The organism is Maritalea porphyrae, assembly GCF_030159895.1.
In the GTDB taxonomy this organism is placed as follows: domain Bacteria; phylum Pseudomonadota; class Alphaproteobacteria; order Rhizobiales; family Devosiaceae; genus Maritalea; species Maritalea porphyrae.
Window position 1 is genome coordinate 659729 of sequence record NZ_BSNI01000001.1, and the last position, 16263, is coordinate 675991.

A 16263-nucleotide genomic window follows, 5' to 3' on the forward strand; every position below is an offset into this window, starting at 1 on the left:
ATCTAGCGACAGATTTTTCGCGCTGTTGCTTTGCTTGTAGATCGACCAAACACCGTCGTCGGATGTTGATCCCAAGTGGTCATATAAAGATCATCTCCATCATGTTCGAGTTGATGATATTCAGACCAAACCATTCCTTCACCCCAACAAAGCGCATGCGCCAAGGCGCTATCACCCATGACAATCGCTTTGGTGACAGTGCAGCGATGTTCCCAACCTAAGGACCTTGCCATTCGATTTTTTCGATCCACAACAAACTCAAAACTTCGGTCGCCGCAGGCCATTTCTGCACCTTCCGACGACTTTTCAGGACCAAGTCCAGCAAGTGTTTCGAAATAGTCCAACGCCTCATCGGGCAGGGCGTCATTGGTTTGATATCCCCACTCGTTCAACCAAAATACCAGCGCTGCGCCAAAACTTTGGAACTCAGTTTTTTGCCCACAAGTTGGTGGTGAACACGACAAATCCCAGTCCGTTGACAGCTTGCCGAGCAAATCTTCAAAGTTCGGCGCAACGGCTTGGTACATACCCAATTGAGCCGCCTTTGCCAAAACACCTGCGACCAAACCTTGAGACTGTCGCAAAGCCTCATCATTCGAAATTTGCTGAAGATCATCAATAAAGTCGCGCATCAAGAAATCTGAAAATCTTGGATCCATCGTTACGTTACGCAATTCACGACCATCAAACCGCAAGATTTCAAGCGGTCCAAATGATTCAGCATATGAGGCAAACGCGTAAAGAAAACGGTGGTCATATGTGAGGAATTCATAATCCCCATCATGATCTAAATCCTTGATCGCGGGCCCTTCGCCATCGAACGTGCCAACATCTATATGATTGCCATCCGGTTTGAGCAGCACGGCCTTGGTGCAACAATGCGCGCCGCCGGTGAACGATGTGAAATAAAGCGCTTCACTATTATATTCGAACGGAAACACACCCCAAGCGCCGGAAGGGAACGACGAATCCTCAAGTTTGATTGTCCGCTCAGGCCCCTTCTTGTGCGAAGCGATCAGATAAACATCAGCAGAACCGTCTAAGTTTTCTTCCCGCTCTACCCGCATGGTCCAATCATATACAGAGAACCTCTTCCCCAGACTGTCGCCATCCCAATTTGAAAGTGTCGCGTAAGGCAGCTCAATCGGCTTTGCCGGTTTAAACGCACCTGCCTTGGCGGCTTCGGCGCACGCCATTAATATCTCAATCGCCTTAGATGATCCTTTGAGGGACATTGGCCCATATGTGGCGCCATCAACATCAAGCCGCAGTCTATTTGAGCGTTTTAGGTCGGAGAAGAACTCTGCCTTCACGGCAGTCATATATAGAGTGCCTGTGCCATCATCACTGCGATAAGCTGAAAGCGTACCGTTCCAATAGTATTTATCGGTCGATATTTTGACCTTGTAGCTTTTGTCCTTGTCGACCCAGCTCAGCTTCTTACTGGTGAAATAGAAATTCCGACTGCCGTTTGGGCGCACCGCGAAGGTGAGATATTCGCTCGCTCCGTTAGAAAATGCCTCGCAGCTATCATTTGATGCGTAGTGATTTATCGTCCAATTGCCGCTTTTTGCAAAATTGGAAATTTGCGCAAGTGCGATAGAAGGAGCAGACAATAATAGAACGAAGGCAATGAGAAAGCGCATTTTGTAACCGCTGAAACTAGAGTGTAAAATCCAGCAAAGCCTAGTTTAAAATTACTTTTCCTTCAACTGGCACCGCCGTGCGGTTTCCGACAACGCTACCCGCAGCGTCCACACCGAACGCCAGTCGACTACACCGCGATAAAGCCCCCACAACCCTACCACAATGACCAAATGATTTATTTGGTCATTGACTCAGGCGTTGCAATTGTGCTTGCTTGTTTATGTGAGTGATAACAACTCTTGCCCTCAAGAACACAGGTGCAGGATAACTGAAACAGCCGCAAAACTCGCTTGGGCGACCGGCTGATTTTGAAAAAGGCAAAGCTGAAGCGCCCAAACGCGATGAACAAACATAACCGTTGGACACCAAAAAAAAATGGCGAAACACTTTAGCGAAAAAGAGCGCGCCCAAATTATTGAACAGCTTTGTGAAATCGGCCACAAGGAGTTCACCTTGCGCGGGCTCCGCGCTGCACGTATTGAAGACATTTGCCGCGCCGCAGGTATTTCCAAGGGGTCATTCTACAACTTCTTTCCAGCTAAAGAGCAGTTGTTTCTTGCCATAATTGAAAAACGCGAAGCCGTGCACCGCGATAAACTCACCCGCCTTGCACAAGATTTTAGCGGCAAAGAAACGGACCTAATCGGCGTCATATTTGACGCAATTTCAAGTTCAATCGAAACCGATCCATTCATTGCTGTGATGATGCAACCAGGCGAGATGGAACATCTCGCACGCAAAATTGGCCCAGAACAGATGGCCGCGCATCAGCAGGGTGATATTGAGTTTTTCGCCTCTCTTACCGCTGATCTGCAAACCCGCGGCTACTTCAAGTCAGCAAGCCCAACCTTAATCACCGAACTGTCCGTGCTGGTGTTCTGCACCTTTATGCAAAGAGACCTCTTACCCAAAGAGATGTTCAACACGTCCCTTTCTCACTTACGCGATTTGTTCCAGTTCAAACTTGTAGACAAGGGTGGAAACTAGATGCTGAACGTAGAACATCTCAAATTTCGCTATGCAAAGGCCAGCGAACCAACGCTGCATGACGTCACATTTTCAATCGATAAGGGCGAGGTGTTCGGGCTACTTGGACCTTCAGGTGCAGGCAAAAGCACAACCCAACGCATATTGATGCGCCAATTGCGCGGCTATGATGGCAAAGTGCAAATGTTTGGCCAAAACATTACGGACCTTGACCGTACATTTTACGATCGGATCGGGGTGAGTTTTGAACTGCCCGCTCTATACCAGCGCTTAACGGCGCGCGAAAATCTCCAACTGTTTAGTGCACTTTATAGCGGGGCAACCATGCCAGTGAATGAATGCCTTGCACTGGTCGACCTTGAGGAAGATGCAGACAAACGAGTGGAGAGTTTTTCCAAGGGAATGAAAATGCGGCTCAATCTGTGCCGCGCTTTATTGCACGATCCCGAGTTTTTGTTTCTTGATGAGCCAACAACCGGGCAAGACCCTGCAAGGGCACGCATAACGCGCGATCTGATTCTGCGTCTAAAGGCACAAGGAAAAACCATCTTCTTGACCACACACAATATGGCAGAAGCAGATGAAATATGCGACCAGGTCGCGTTCTTGCACAATGGCAGAATTCCACTGATTGGAAGTCCGGCGGACTTAAAACACAGGTTCGGCAAACGCACATTAGAAGTTACCACGGCTAGTGCGCAGCCAAACCAAATCTATGAATTTGCAATGCAGGATATTGGTCGCAACCAAGAGTTCTTGGAGCTCATGCACAATGACGACATTCTAAGCTTGCACACCAAGGAAGCCAGCTTGGACGATGTTTTTATCAAGGTCGTCAACCAATGACCCCGAAACTTGTCGCCCTAATCCAAAATGACTTTCGCCTGCAATGGCGATATCGCATTATCGCCGCCTATATTGTCGTTGTCGCCCTTTATGCCACAATCATCATTTCGGCCCAGGATGCGTTGCCAAACTGGGCAATCGCCATTCTGATCTACTCTGATCCAGCAGTTTTAGGTTTCTTCTTTCTTGGCGGCTTGATGATGCTCGAAAAGGGAGAAAATGTGCGCACCGCGCTGGCCATGTCAGCGATCTCACCAACACAATATCTTGCCGCAAAATCAATAAGCCTCACCATTATTGCACTAGGTGCAGTGGTGGTGATTGCGCTGTGCGCAAAAACGCCGATCCAGGCGATGCCTATAATCCTGTTTGCAACGGCAACCACATCCATCATGTTTATTTCAATTGGGGCGATTGTTGCCTTACGCTTCAAAACCATCAATGGATATCTGATCGGTTCGGTGCCATTTGTCACGCCACTCATCGCCCCCGCTGCTCTCAACCTGATTGACCCTTTACCGCTTTATGCCTTCATCCTGCCGCCAACCGCACAACTCAAATTATTGCTTGTCGGATTTAGTGTCGGCAGCGCGAGCTTGGCGGTGATAACTGTCTGCGTGTTGAGCTGCATGAGTGGTGCTATAGGCAGCTTTTGTTTCACGCAGCACCTTCTTAAATCTGAGCTAGGTGACAAATGAACTCGTTGCAAAAAACACCATTTCCAAACCGCATTTGGCATCTATTCAAATCAGACGCACTCAACATTTCACGCGATCCAATTTTGCTGATGGTGACGATTTTGAGCGTCATCCCGCCGCTACTTTTCGCGCGATTTTCAACAGACCTAGACCAGTTTGGACAAACACATTTCTCCGTTGAAACCCTGTCAACATTTCTTGCCCCGTGCGCCCTTTTGCTGCCTGCCTATTTGCTTGGTTGGGTTTCCGGCTTCTTATTGCTTGAAGACAGAGATGATCACACACTTCTAGCCATCGAAACCACGTCTTTTGGCAAAATCGGCTTCTTTAGCTACCGCCTCATACTCGCGGCAATGGTTGGCGGCGGGCTTACTTGGTTCACGTCGTTTCTGATTTTTCCCAACCAACCCATTGAGTTGACCATTTTGATCTGCGGCCTTGTTGGGGCACAAACAGCAACTGTTGCGCTAATTTTGTTGGCATTGGCCAGCAACAAGGTTGAGGGCTTGGCGCTTTCAAAGCTGCTTAACATGGGCATACTCTTCCCCATCATTGCCGCCTTCCCCAGCCCTTGGCGACTATTTGGCGGGGTGTTCCCCAGCTATTGGATTGGTGAAATTTATATGCTTTCCACAGCAACTTACATCCCAACAGCAATCTCAATTTTTATCGCATTTGGGGTGCATCTAATTTGGCTTGCGGCAATGCTGACCATTTCGATCCGCCGCTATGAACATTTATAGCCAAAATGACCTCGCCACATTCAATTTTTGCGCTATGATCGGGCAAAAAAGATGGTGAGGCCACAAGCGCATGACGCTCTTATCGACACTACTGCCCCTGTTGTTTTGGGCCTTTTACGGGCTGTTTAGCCGGATTATAGGCCGACGCCGTGCTTCAATGTCAGCTCTTATGGCCACGCAACGCTTGCGGTGGGTTCAAAATGCAGTGCGCCGCGACACCCCGATTGACGGCATTTTGACAGGCAACATCATGAGTGCCGTATCATTCTTTGCATCAACATCTGTGCTGTTGATTTTGGCGATGTTTGCGGTCATTGGCCAACTCAACGATTTGCTGCCAACGATCCGGTCAATGAGTTGGGGCGAGGCATACACGGACTTTGACTATCAGTTCCACTTCGTGGTGATGCTTGTCATGACGGTGATGGCATTTTTATCCTTCACCTTGTCGCTCCGCCACTTCAACCATTTCTGTATTTTGCTCGGCGCCGCTGATCACTCAGTCAATAGCGATCCGGCAGAAGTTGAAGCTATGGCCAACCTAAACGCGCAAGGCGCGCGACACTTCAATAATGGCATTCGAGCCTACTATTTTTCTCTCGCCAATGTGGGCTGGTTTCTTTCCAGTGAAATCGGCATGATCATGGCCATCGGCACGATTGGCTTCATTATTTACCGCGAATATTTTTCTGCCGCGCGCAACGCAATTTCTTTATTGCCAGGCGCCAATAACTCAAGTGAGGACTAAAATGACCAAACTGATATTGCCGCTCGCGGCCATTGCAGCGCTAAGCATGACCAACACAAGCCATGCGCAAGAATTTACCACCGAAGACGAAATCAACATGCAGCAATGCATTGAGACCGTGCATCAATACCAAGCGGATGGTGAAAACATCTCCATGCGGGAATGCATTGGTGCGGCTTCGCGCGTTTGCATGGACGAACCAGGTGGCAGCAGCACAGTGGGCATGAGTGAATGTACCATGCACGAAAATGCGTGGTGGGATCAGCACCTCAACTTCCTCTATCAAGATCTCAAAGACAATCTAACCAGCGAACAGTTCACCAAACTGCGGGACGCTCAGCGCGCTTGGATCAAGTTCCGTGATGCAGACTGCGACTTCAATTATGAATATTGGAAAGAAGGCACGATCCGCTCAACTTTCTACACAAGCTGCGTTCTGGACAAAACAGCGAGCCGTGCGATTGAGCTTGAAGGTTACTTGGAATGGATAAACCTCTAACCTATGCCAGAACCGTTCAAGAATTTTTTCAATATTCCATTGATTGAAAAGATGGCAGCGCTGTTTGGCGCTGCCGACCCTACATTTGACCAAGCGCAATTTGTTGAGCTTGCCACCAAAGACTTTGAAGCGCTTGAGCTCAAACAAAGATCCAATCAAATTCGCGACGCAATGGTGGCAACTTTGCCAAATGATATTGACGTTGCGGGCCCGATTTTAGTCCAATCCTTGGGCCCCGAAGCGCCAGTTGATGGCGGTACAACCCAAGAAGGCGCCAAGGGCCTAAGCGGTTTTGCCATTATGCCAATGGCTGACTTTGTTGCTGAAATTGGGCACGATGAAATTGACAAGAGTTTCGCCGTTCTTGAGGAGCTCACCAAGCGCTTTAGCGCTGAATTTGCCGTGCGCCCATTCATCATCGCCAACCCTGATGCAGCCATGAAGCAATTCGCCCGCTGGGCAACGCATGATAACCCACATGTGCGCCGCCTTGCATCAGAAGGGTGTCGACCTTTGTTGCCCTGGGGCCTGCGTATTCAGCAGTTCGTCAAAGACCCCACGCCAATTCTGCCAATATTGGAAAAGTTGAAAGACGACCCAACAGAATATGTGCGCCGTTCTGTAGCGAACAACATCAATGACATTGCCAAAAACCAACCCGAATTGGTGGCGCAAATCGCCAAACAATGGCTGAAAGGCGCGGACAAAAACCGCGAACGCCTCGTCCGTCACGCGTGCCGGACGCTGATCAAAAAGGGACATAAACCGACTCTCACTGCCCTAGGTTATGGCGAAATCAAAGCAGATTTTAATAGCTTTCAGCTCAAAGCCGATCAACTCAAACTAGGCGAGAACCTGAACTTTAGCTTCGAATTGGAAAGCAAAAGTGATGTCGCACAGCCCATTATTCTGGACTATGCCATCTATTTCAAAATGGCCAACGGCTCGCTCTCGCCAAAAGTTTTCAAACTAAAAACCGGAACGTTAGATGCCGGCCAGAAAATGCAGGTTGAAAAGGCGCACAAGATCAAACAGATCACGACACGCACTTTCTATGCTGGCGAGCACGCCATCGAAATATTGTGCAATGGCGAAACGCTAGGACGCCTGTCGTTTGATCTCGCCCTGTGACGCTTCTTCATCCCAGGGTACGATCGTCAATTCAGGCCAATGCTGCAACGCACGCACTCCTTTAGTGATGTGTGTTTTCTCATTCGCCAGAACATAGTTCGGCGTCACGCGGAACGAAAAGATTTCGTTCAATCCATATGGCGCGTAAAGCTCCAGCTGATCGTTCTGCCGCATGCGGACACCCACTGCGTGGGTAATCGACGCAAAACGGTCAATCCCCTCTTCAGCAGAAGTCAGTGGCGCATAGTCCTGACCGAAATGATCTTTGTACCAAAGATGCACCCGCGCCTGATTGCGCACTTCAACCGGCGGATTGATGCCAGCAAAAACTTGTTCTGCTCGCTTAATCACCAAATCCTCGGCTTCATAGCTCAAATCTGAGCGATCAAAGTAAAATAGGTCAATATCCTTCACGCCCTGCATGAAAGGACGGTCGGTCAAATAATTCCAAATATTATTGTAAATTGCACCCGATACAATCCAATGATCGGGCAATTCCATATCGCGTGCGCGCTTTAGAACGTCCATCATCAAAGGATAAGAACGAATAATTTCCTTGAGCGCGCAGCTCTGTTCATCAAATGGTAAATCAGCAAATCTCAAATGTTTCATGGCCACCATATGGCATATTTCACAAAGAACACATAGAGAACAAATTTGACGATTTTGCAGTTTTAGACCTTGAAAAATGCAAAGCCTTTGATTCCAAAGTAAGTTTTCGAAGTGAGTAATTCGACCCTGACGGAACAAACTTTGGTCCCGTCAGAGCATGATTATTCGCATTAGCCGCGCCAATCGGCACCACTTTGTTTAATGAATGTGCCCGCCTGCAATTCATTTACCGCATCGATGAGCTCTTGCCGTGTATTCATAACAATTGGCCCATGCCACGCCACCGGCTCTTGCAGCGGCTTGCCCGAAATCAGCAAAAAGCGCACACCTTCGTCACCAGCTTGCACAACCACCTCGTCGCCGGTGTCAAAATAAACAAGGGTACGATCGCCGCTCATGTCGCGAATATGTAGCTCCTCACCTGCCACTTCTTTTTCAGTAAGCACACCAACAGGTTTGGAGGCGTCACGAAAACTGCCGGAGCCGGCAAACACATATGCAAAAGTATTGCGATATGTATCAACTTTGAACGTTTTCCTCACGCCCGCGGGCACAGAAATATCAAGATATTGTGGATCAGCGGCAATGCCATCCACAGGGCCCTTTTTGCCCCAAAATTCGCCAACAACCACCCGTACGGATGTACCATCATCATCGACAATTGTTGGAACGTCGCTTGCTTCCACATCTTGATAGCGTGGCGCTGTCATTTTCATTGAAGCGGGCAAGTTAGCCCACAATTGAAACCCATGCATTTGCCCATTCTCGTTACCTTTCGGCATTTCTTGATGCATGATGCCAGAGCCAGCGGTCATCCATTGCACATCACCGGCGTTTAGCTCGCCCTTGTTGCCTAAGCTGTCGCCATGCTCCACGGAACCGGAAAGGACATAGGTAATGGTTTCGATGCCCCTGTGCGGATGCCAAGGAAAGCCCTGAATATAGTCTTCTTCATGTTCATTGCGGAAATCATCGAACAACAAGAACGGATCTAGCTCGCGCGGCTGATGAAAGCCAAACGCCCGATGCAACTTAACGCCTGCGCCTTCCATCGTGGGTTGCGCGGAAACTGTTTTCTTTACTGGTCGAATAGACATCTTTGTCTCCCGATATGTGGGGCAGTCCATGCGCCGCCCCTGTTATCGGTCAATATAAGTGCACAATAAATAAGATTAACCGCCAAAACGGAAACAGTCTTTTCCCAGATTAGGTGGAAACAAAAATGTGCCTTTGTCGCGTTAAACGCCAATTTCCATACGAACCCGCTCGGGCCAATACGAGACTAAACCTTTGATGGTTCGCGCAAAGTTGAAGGGAATGTCATAGCTCCACGCGATTTCTTTGCCGTAATAACTATAATAGGATGCATCACCTTTCAGTGGACAATGCGTTTTCTTGTCCAATACCGACAATTCCTGGCGCAAATCTGTCTTCGGCAAATAAATGCGGGGCGGATAAATGGTCTTCCCAGTCTCTTGCAACCAAACTGCCTGTTCACTTTGCGCAATCAATTCATCGACCACATAAATCTCAACCAACACACCAACCGGCTGAATATGCATATAGTGATCTCGGTTGCGCGGATTACGAACTATTGCGTCAGCAAAAACACTGCGCGCGTTCGGTGCGATATCGTTGATCATTAGGCGCTCCTATGCCTATCCGTATCTTCTTAATTCATAATCTAAGGGCCAGAATACAAGCGTGCGCTCTCGGTTGGAATATGCAACAAAAATGCACTATGGTTCAAATATGAACCAGACAATGCGAGACCCCATCAATGACGACTGCCATCCAACGCCTGAATTGGGAAAACATCAAAATCTTCCTCGCCATCGCACGAGGCGGCAGCCTTCGTCGCGCCGCAGAAGAGTTGCGGATCAATCATGCCACAATGGCGCGTCACCTCAATACCCTGGAAGATCAAGTTGGTGCCCGCCTTTTTGACCGCACAAAAACCGGCTTGAACCTGACCACAATTGGCGAAGAATTATTGCCTTTTGCTCAAAACATTGAGGCCGAGATCGCTGCGGCATCGCGCTTGGTGACAGGTCGGGATCATCGTCACGAAGGGGTTGTGTATTTCTCACTTCCGCCGTCCTTGGTGCTTTCGCCAATCAGTCAATATTTGGCAGACTTTGCCCGTGAATATCCGCAAATTGAGGTGGTGCTGCACCTCTCAAATGCGTTTGCAAAGCTGCATAAACGTGAGGCAGACGTTTCTTTGCGATATGCACAAGAAGTCACCGATGACCTGGTGGGCCGCCGATTGGTGCGCTGCAACAAGGCTGTTTATTGCACCCCGCAATATGCAGAAAAGGTGCTCGACAACCAAGGCGATGGATTGCACTGGATCGGTTGGGCAGAAGAAGTGGGGGCACAACATGTCCCTTGGACCCTAAAGTCAGCTTTCCCCAAAGCAACGCTTAAATACCGCGCCAACGAAGTTGCACCGCAACTCACCCTGGCAAGTTCTGGGCTGGGATTGACGATGCTGCCATGTTTTATCGCTGATCAATATCCTGGCCTTATCCGCGCGCCATACAGTGCGCCTTTGCCAGACCGATCAATCTGGTTGTTGTTGCACAATGACTTGCGTGGCACTGGTCGTATTCGCGCATTCGTTGATTACTTAGCGGACCGAATTTTAGCCGACAAAGCGACATTCCGTGGCATTGTTTGACCGCTCGGTTCATTTGTTGGGTTGAGACAATAGCTCTTCGCCCCATTTTTTTGCTAACGCACCAAGCGGCACAAGGTCTTCGTAAAGCTCTTTACCTAAAGGGGTAAGCACGTAACCATCTGCCACGCGTTCAACAAAACACGCCACTTGCAGTTCTTTCAATCGCATATTGAGTGCAGCAGGTGAAATTGACTCGCAATGAGCCTGCAACTCCCTGAATGTGCATGGTCCGATTTCGCTGAGCACCCAAACAATACCCATCGACCAATTTCGACCCAACAAATCAAACAACGCCATAATTGGCGCGCCCGTTTTCGAACCGCGTACCGGCTGCCCTGGGCGAGGAATATCTACCATATTGCTATACTTTCTATAGCGTGTTATCGATGCTTCAAATTATATAGCAAATACGGACAACCACAATGACAAAGATCAAACATTTTGAAATCCTTGATGATCGCTTTAAGCGCTGCGTGCAAACAGACGAGCCACTTGAGCAATTATGGACTGGCGGCAAATGGACCGAGGGTCCTGTTTACTCAGCCGCCCATAGATGCCTTTATTTCAGCGACATCCCCAATGATCGCCGTATGCGATGGGACGAGCTTTCGGGCGTAGTATCAGATTTCCGTAGCAACCTTGGCTGCTACACAAACGGCGCAACTATGGATCGACAAGGGCGTCAGGTCACATGTGAGCAAGGCACAAGGTCTGTTGTGCGCATCGAGCATGATGGAACCATCACAACCCTCGCGTCACATTTTAACGGCAAGCGCTTTAACAGCCCCAATGATGTGGTGGTCCGATCAGATAACTCCATCTGGTTCACTGACCCTGCCTATGGCATTGATAGTCCTTATGAGGGATTTGAAGCACCGCGAGAAGTGGACGGCGAACATGTTTATCGCATCGATCCCAAAGACGGCACCATCAAGCAAGTTACCAACGATTTTGCATGCCCAAATGGTTTGGCATTTTCACTCGACGAACAATTTCTCTACATCGTTGACTCGTGCGGCTCCAAATACCCTTCCGGTCAACGCCACATGCGCAAATTCACTGTTAGTGACGATGGCATGTTGGAGGGAGGCGATGTATTTGCCGAATGCACAACCGGTGTGTTTGATGGGTTAAGACTGGACAACAAGGGCCGCATTTGGACAAGTGCACAGGATGGGGTCCATTGTTACGACCCTGACGGAACCTTGATTGGTAAGATCCACATTCCAGAAGAAGTCTCCAACCTATGCTTTGGTGGTCCCAAGCTTAACAAACTATTCATCACAGCATCGTCCAGCCTTTATTGCATCTTGCTTCCCGTATCAGGTATCTCAGATTTTGCACGACCAGCAAGCCGATGAATCACTAGCGTTTGTTTCAACCGATCAGCGAGACAATGAATATTTTAACAAGCAAACACTTTTTCTATTGAAATTCCCACATTTCAAATGCATAATTAAAGGGCAGGCGCACTCGCGCTTTCCTCCCCTTTGTTTGGCGCACCGTGCCAAGTTTGTTTGAGATTTATATTTGATTGGATAATCGGCCATGTTTGCCGCAGTGCGCCATTTCAATAAAACCATTTGGTTGATCATCTTTGCCACATTCGCATCGCGCTTTGTTCTGTTCATGGTGTGGCCGTTCCTTGCCATTTTGCTGTACCAAAAGTTTGGCCTAAACGAATTTCAAATCGGCATGTTCTTGGCGGGTTCCGCGGCTGTTGGCGTCTTCTTTGGCTTTTATGTCGGTTTCCTCTCCGACATTGTGGGGCGGCGCAAGATCATTCTAATCGGGTTGGTCCTCAACATTGTTGCCATGTTTGTCTTGGGTATCTCAGACCAACTTTGGTGGATTTTCGCGGGGACTGTGCTGCAAAGTTTTGGGCGCGGCATGGTGGAGAGCCCAGGCCGAGCCCTGATGACAGACATGGTGGAAGACCGTGAAGTTAAAGATATGGCGCTTCATATGCGCTATTTCTTCCTTAATATTGGCGCAGCAACCGGGCCATTGCTGGGTACCTTTGTGGGCGCAACCGGCCAGCAATCAACATTTCTAATCGTCTCGGCACTCTATGTCGTTTACTTCCTCATTGCCGCAATAGTCTTTCGCATTGAGCGTCCACTCAAACGAACAAAAGCTGGAACAGCCCTCCGTTTTGTCGACGCGCTACATGTATTGCGCAAAGACCGTGCCTTCATGTTGTTTGTGGCCGCCACGCTTATTTCCCATATCGCCTATGGTCAAATAGATGCCGGCTTAGTTCAATATCTTCGACAAGAAAATGTGGTGGACTTAGCGACGCTCTATGCAACGTTGATCTTCATCAACGGCGCAACGATTATCGTCTTCCAATTCGCATTCCTAAAATTGCTAGAACATGTTCGCCCTCTATTGCGGGCAATGGGCGGCGTTGTCCTTTTTGCGGCAGGATTTTTGGGCTTTGCATTCGCCCCAACCGACCCTGGTTATTGGCTATTTGGCGCAATGTTCATCCTAAGCTTAGGTGAAACCATTCTATTCCCGACCCTCAATATTATTACAGATCGAATGGCCCCAGACCACCTGAAGGGAAGCTATGTCGGCGCGGCATCCTTGGCATCAATGGGCTTTGTATCAGCGCCAATTGTCGGTGGTTTTTTTCTCCACCAATTTGGCGGCTTTACACTTTGGTTGTCGATGGCCGCATTGGCATTAGTCGTCGCTAGTTTGTATGGATTGGCTGCAAGGATCAGACCCGCGAGCCGCCCACTAAAAATCGATTGAATGCAAAGATGGCAATCAGCATTTCCAAAATGTAGCCAACGACAAACAGCAACAACACCCAATCATTCGTTGGTTCATACCAAACAGGTACATATCTGTTCGCAATTTCTGCGGGAACGACGAGCACACCCAAAACAAGAACTGCAGCAAAAATACGGTGCTTCACAGCGTTACGCGCAACGGCGTACGCGGACGCCATCGCCAACATCATAAAAAAGTAGCCAAACAACACGAACGCCAAAACGCCCCAAACACCATTTAGCAGGGGATGGTAATCCCACAAATCCAAAGAAACACGAGTGCTTTCAACGATAACGCCAGTCACAACAGTTACCAAATAAAAGCGCAAAACGCCGCCCAAACGATACTTTGGAAGCCATGCATTTTGATCGCCTTTGGCGAATATATATATAGCGGCGAGGTAGAAACTGTACCACCAAATTGGAGAGCCAGTTAGGCAAAGGACGACAGCGAGAAGCAGAAGAACCAGCCCAACAATCAATGTCATATTCCCCTAATACCAAATGTTCACCGCATGTATGCGGCCAGCATTTCACACATTGTCACTTTACTCATTCCTGCGGATCCATCCAACTGCCCAGTCTAGGAAAAAATGATGCTGTTCATCTCTCACCAACCGGAACCCCAAATGATCTGGCGGCACGCCCGCAGAGCATCCGCCACCTTTTGGATCACGGATAAACCCACTTACGTAGGCGCGATGTGCGCCCTCCACAGCGCGAACGCCACAATTCTCCACAACGCTAACCACCGCACCATTGGCATCTAATGTTGTACGATTGTAGCAAGTGCTGGTCCACTCCCACACATTGGAATGCATATCAGCCACGCCAAATTCATTCTCCCCGTAAAAGCCCTGCACCTTCACAAGGGGGTCCGCTGCCGCGCGCAATTCCGCATTTTTGGTGTAGGCGCTGAGCCAAAGCGCTGAAGGGTCATTTTCGCCGCGCGCACCATCAACCACATCGTCAATAAATTGACTACCAGCGGCCTGTGCCCATTCCATATCCGTTGGCAAGCGCCACACTTCGCCCGTTTGATCTGATAGCCATGCAGCATAATCCTGCGCATCATTAAAACTAATGCCAGTCGCGGGCGCACCCGCCACATTTGATTGCGATCTATTTGTCTTGCGACACGCGCCACTCTCAACACAATGGGCAAAATGGCGTGCCTGCACGCCATATTTCATAATTTCAATTGGCCCACTCGCCGTCACTGATATCAAAGGGGCCGCAACTTGATGACTATCTGTCTGAAACTTGCCGGACTGACGATAAGAATAGCGCCGCGCTGGCACAATAATAGTTTCAATCTCAAACGGCAGTACCGTCTCCGGCATCCCTGAAAAGGTGGTGCCGCGCAACTGTTGTGTGATGACCCAAATCAAAACACAGAGCAAGCAAAGCGGCACAACTAGGGAGATGACTTGGCGTAATCCATATGTCTGTGTAACTGTCATCATCGCCTCACAAACCAAAAATGGCCCGCAGATTGCAAAGCAAAACGCGAGCCAAATCGATCAAACGGATCAAGTCCTATTCAGCGATCGGCGCTGGCGCTTGCACCTGTTTCATCAAGTCATCATCCCACTCACCATCAACGATAAAGTGAGCGGTTGCGCCCAATTCCACCGCTTCAATAAGGTTGTGATTGACATAGGCATAAACACCTGGTTGCAAGAATGTATAGAGCGCTGCACCTGCAGAACCGCCGCGAATGAACCATGTTTCTAGGTCTTTTTCTGGCGGGTTGTTGAACTTACCAGTTTCCCAAACATAGTCGCCATGGCCACCAATCAAGTGGGGGCGGCTATCGCGGTTGGCTTGTGAATGAACGATCAACACAGCCTCACCCACAGATGCTGTCATTGCATTATCGCCGGTCAAGGCACCGCGCGCGCCATTGAACACCACATGGCTCGGAATTAGACCGCGCATCGTTTCTATCGTGTCTGAAAAGGACTCACCCACTGAGTCAAACCGCATATATTCGCCGTCCTCGTCCTTAGGGATATAAAAGTCATTTTCGCCGACATAATAGACGCGATCATAACGAAGGGGATTGCCCACCTCGTCTTTTAGTCCGTCACGCGGCAAGATCATAATCGTACCGCTCATCCCGGCAACCACGTGCCATGGGATCATGGAACCACCAGGGGCACAGTGATAAACAAATGTACCGGGACGGGTCGCCTTAAAGCGCAAGACAACTTGTTCACCCGGATTAATTTCAGTCAACGCCCCACCACCGAGCGCACCAGTCGCTGCATGGAAGTCAATATTATGCGGCATTTCATTGGTTTCGGGGTTCACGAGGGTAAGTTCAACATAATCCCCTTCGTGTACCACCATCATTGGCCCCGGCACCGAACCATTATAAGTCATCGCCCGAACGACAGTGCCGTCGTCATCAATCACCATTTCTTTTTCTTCAATGACCATGGTGAACTCAACGACCTGTGCCGGGCCCGTTGCAACCTGATCGTGCGGATGAACAAATGGCGGCGCAACCAACTCGACCGTTCGTCGCTCAAGTTGATCTGCAATATCTTGTGCAAATGCTGTTGGAATGAAACTGGTGGCAGAGGCTAAAGCGAATACTACGCCCATTGCTCCCACGATTGATTGGCGACGAGTGACCATAACATTCTCCTGTAAGCTGTATCGGTCTTCTTCACGGCCGAAACGCTAGGCTTCTCATCACAACCTTCTTTGCCATTTCGCAAACAGGGCTCCGCAACGTATCAAGAAAATGATTGTTGTTTGCGTTTTCGCAAACTCCCCTTTTGACGCAGAAACGCCCCGCTGGCGAACCAACGGGGCGTTTTGTTATTTAATATCGTGAAGAGAATTTCTTTGTTTTTAGCAGACTTGGCGACGACC

General features: G+C 49.1%; 18 protein-coding genes. 10 read left to right on the top strand and 8 right to left on the bottom strand.

The annotated features are described in order from the left end of the window. Window positions 1-2 precede the first annotated feature (2 nt). Window positions 3-1646 (bottom strand): hypothetical protein, encoded by a 1644-nt coding sequence (locus tag QQL65_RS03310; RefSeq protein WP_284362015.1) that lies wholly within the window; start codon window positions 1644-1646, stop codon window positions 3-5. 376 nt (window positions 1647-2022) lie between these two features. Here QQL65_RS03310 and QQL65_RS03315 point away from each other — a divergent pair, with 376 nt between their 5' ends. From QQL65_RS03315 to QQL65_RS03345, 7 genes are all read left to right on the top strand, one after another. Continuing rightward, a complete protein-coding gene (locus QQL65_RS03315) occupies window positions 2023-2634 on the top strand; it encodes a TetR/AcrR family transcriptional regulator (protein ID WP_284362017.1) in 612 nt (203 codons plus the stop codon). Continuing rightward, window positions 2635-3480, top strand: a complete 846-nt coding sequence (locus QQL65_RS03320; RefSeq protein WP_284362018.1) for an ABC transporter ATP-binding protein — start codon at window positions 2635-2637, stop codon at window positions 3478-3480. Further along, window positions 3477-4178, top strand: a complete 702-nt coding sequence (locus QQL65_RS03325) for a fluoroquinolone export ABC transporter permease subunit (protein ID WP_284362019.1) — start codon at window positions 3477-3479, stop codon at window positions 4176-4178. Before QQL65_RS03320 ends, QQL65_RS03325 begins: the two co-directional genes overlap by 4 nt. Next, a complete protein-coding gene (locus QQL65_RS03330; RefSeq protein WP_284362020.1) occupies window positions 4175-4921 on the top strand; it encodes a hypothetical protein in 747 nt (248 codons plus the stop codon). Before QQL65_RS03325 ends, QQL65_RS03330 begins: the two co-directional genes overlap by 4 nt. A gap of 70 nt (window positions 4922-4991) precedes the next feature. Continuing rightward, complete coding sequence (locus tag QQL65_RS03335) at window positions 4992-5669, top strand: DUF599 domain-containing protein (protein ID WP_284362021.1); 678 nt, start codon at window positions 4992-4994, stop codon at window positions 5667-5669. Window position 5670: 1 nt separating this feature from the next. After that, window positions 5671-6168, top strand: a complete 498-nt coding sequence (locus QQL65_RS03340) for a lysozyme inhibitor LprI family protein (protein ID WP_284362022.1) — start codon at window positions 5671-5673, stop codon at window positions 6166-6168. A 3-nt stretch (window positions 6169-6171) separates the two neighbouring features. After that, the gene (locus QQL65_RS03345) at window positions 6172-7299 is read left to right on the top strand and encodes a DNA alkylation repair protein (RefSeq protein ID WP_284362024.1); all 1128 of its coding nucleotides are present in this window, start codon (window positions 6172-6174) and stop codon (window positions 7297-7299) included. Here QQL65_RS03345 and QQL65_RS03350 read toward each other — a convergent pair. The 3 genes from QQL65_RS03350 to QQL65_RS03360 form a co-directional block, all read right to left on the bottom strand. Next, on the bottom strand, window positions 7267-7911 hold the full coding sequence (locus QQL65_RS03350) for a nucleotidyltransferase family protein (RefSeq protein WP_284362026.1): 645 nt from the start codon (window positions 7909-7911) through the stop codon (window positions 7267-7269). The two genes, QQL65_RS03345 and QQL65_RS03350, sit on opposite strands and share 33 nt — an antisense overlap. Window positions 7912-8081: 170 nt before the next feature. Further along, the gene (locus tag QQL65_RS03355) at window positions 8082-9008 is read right to left on the bottom strand and encodes a pirin family protein (RefSeq protein WP_284362027.1); all 927 of its coding nucleotides are present in this window, start codon (window positions 9006-9008) and stop codon (window positions 8082-8084) included. Window positions 9009-9149: 141 nt separating this feature from the next. Continuing rightward, entirely contained in the window at window positions 9150-9554 is a 405-nt protein-coding gene (locus tag QQL65_RS03360; protein WP_284362028.1) for a DUF427 domain-containing protein, read from the bottom strand. Window positions 9555-9691: 137 nt separating this feature from the next. On the opposite strand from QQL65_RS03360, the gene QQL65_RS03365 reads away from it, so the two are divergent. After that, window positions 9692-10594: a LysR family transcriptional regulator gene (locus QQL65_RS03365; protein ID WP_284362030.1), complete on the top strand. Its 903-nt coding sequence runs from the start codon at window positions 9692-9694 to the stop codon at window positions 10592-10594. A 9-nt stretch (window positions 10595-10603) separates the two neighbouring features. Here QQL65_RS03365 and QQL65_RS03370 read toward each other — a convergent pair whose 3' ends face one another. Beyond that, window positions 10604-10951, bottom strand: coding sequence for a winged helix-turn-helix transcriptional regulator (locus QQL65_RS03370; RefSeq protein WP_284362032.1), 348 nt, complete (start codon window positions 10949-10951; stop codon window positions 10604-10606). Window positions 10952-11016: 65 nt separating this feature from the next. Between QQL65_RS03370 and QQL65_RS03375 the strand changes: the two genes are divergently transcribed. Next, on the top strand, window positions 11017-11955 hold the full coding sequence (locus tag QQL65_RS03375) for an SMP-30/gluconolactonase/LRE family protein (protein WP_284362033.1): 939 nt from the start codon (window positions 11017-11019) through the stop codon (window positions 11953-11955). 187 nt (window positions 11956-12142) lie between these two features. Continuing rightward, window positions 12143-13357, top strand: a complete 1215-nt coding sequence (locus QQL65_RS03380; RefSeq protein ID WP_284362034.1) for an MDR family MFS transporter — start codon at window positions 12143-12145, stop codon at window positions 13355-13357. Here QQL65_RS03380 and QQL65_RS03385 read toward each other — a convergent pair. From QQL65_RS03385 to nirK, 3 genes are all read right to left on the bottom strand, one after another. Beyond that, on the bottom strand, window positions 13323-13865 hold the full coding sequence (locus QQL65_RS03385; RefSeq protein ID WP_284362035.1) for a hypothetical protein: 543 nt from the start codon (window positions 13863-13865) through the stop codon (window positions 13323-13325). The genes QQL65_RS03380 and QQL65_RS03385 overlap by 35 nt on opposite strands. 60 nt (window positions 13866-13925) lie before the next feature. Then, window positions 13926-14840, bottom strand: a complete 915-nt coding sequence (locus tag QQL65_RS03390) for an SUMF1/EgtB/PvdO family nonheme iron enzyme (protein ID WP_284362036.1) — start codon at window positions 14838-14840, stop codon at window positions 13926-13928. Window positions 14841-14916: 76 nt separating this feature from the next. Beyond that, window positions 14917-16023, bottom strand: a complete 1107-nt coding sequence (gene nirK / locus QQL65_RS03395) for a copper-containing nitrite reductase (RefSeq protein WP_284362037.1) — start codon at window positions 16021-16023, stop codon at window positions 14917-14919. Window positions 16024-16263: the final 240 nt, after the last annotated feature.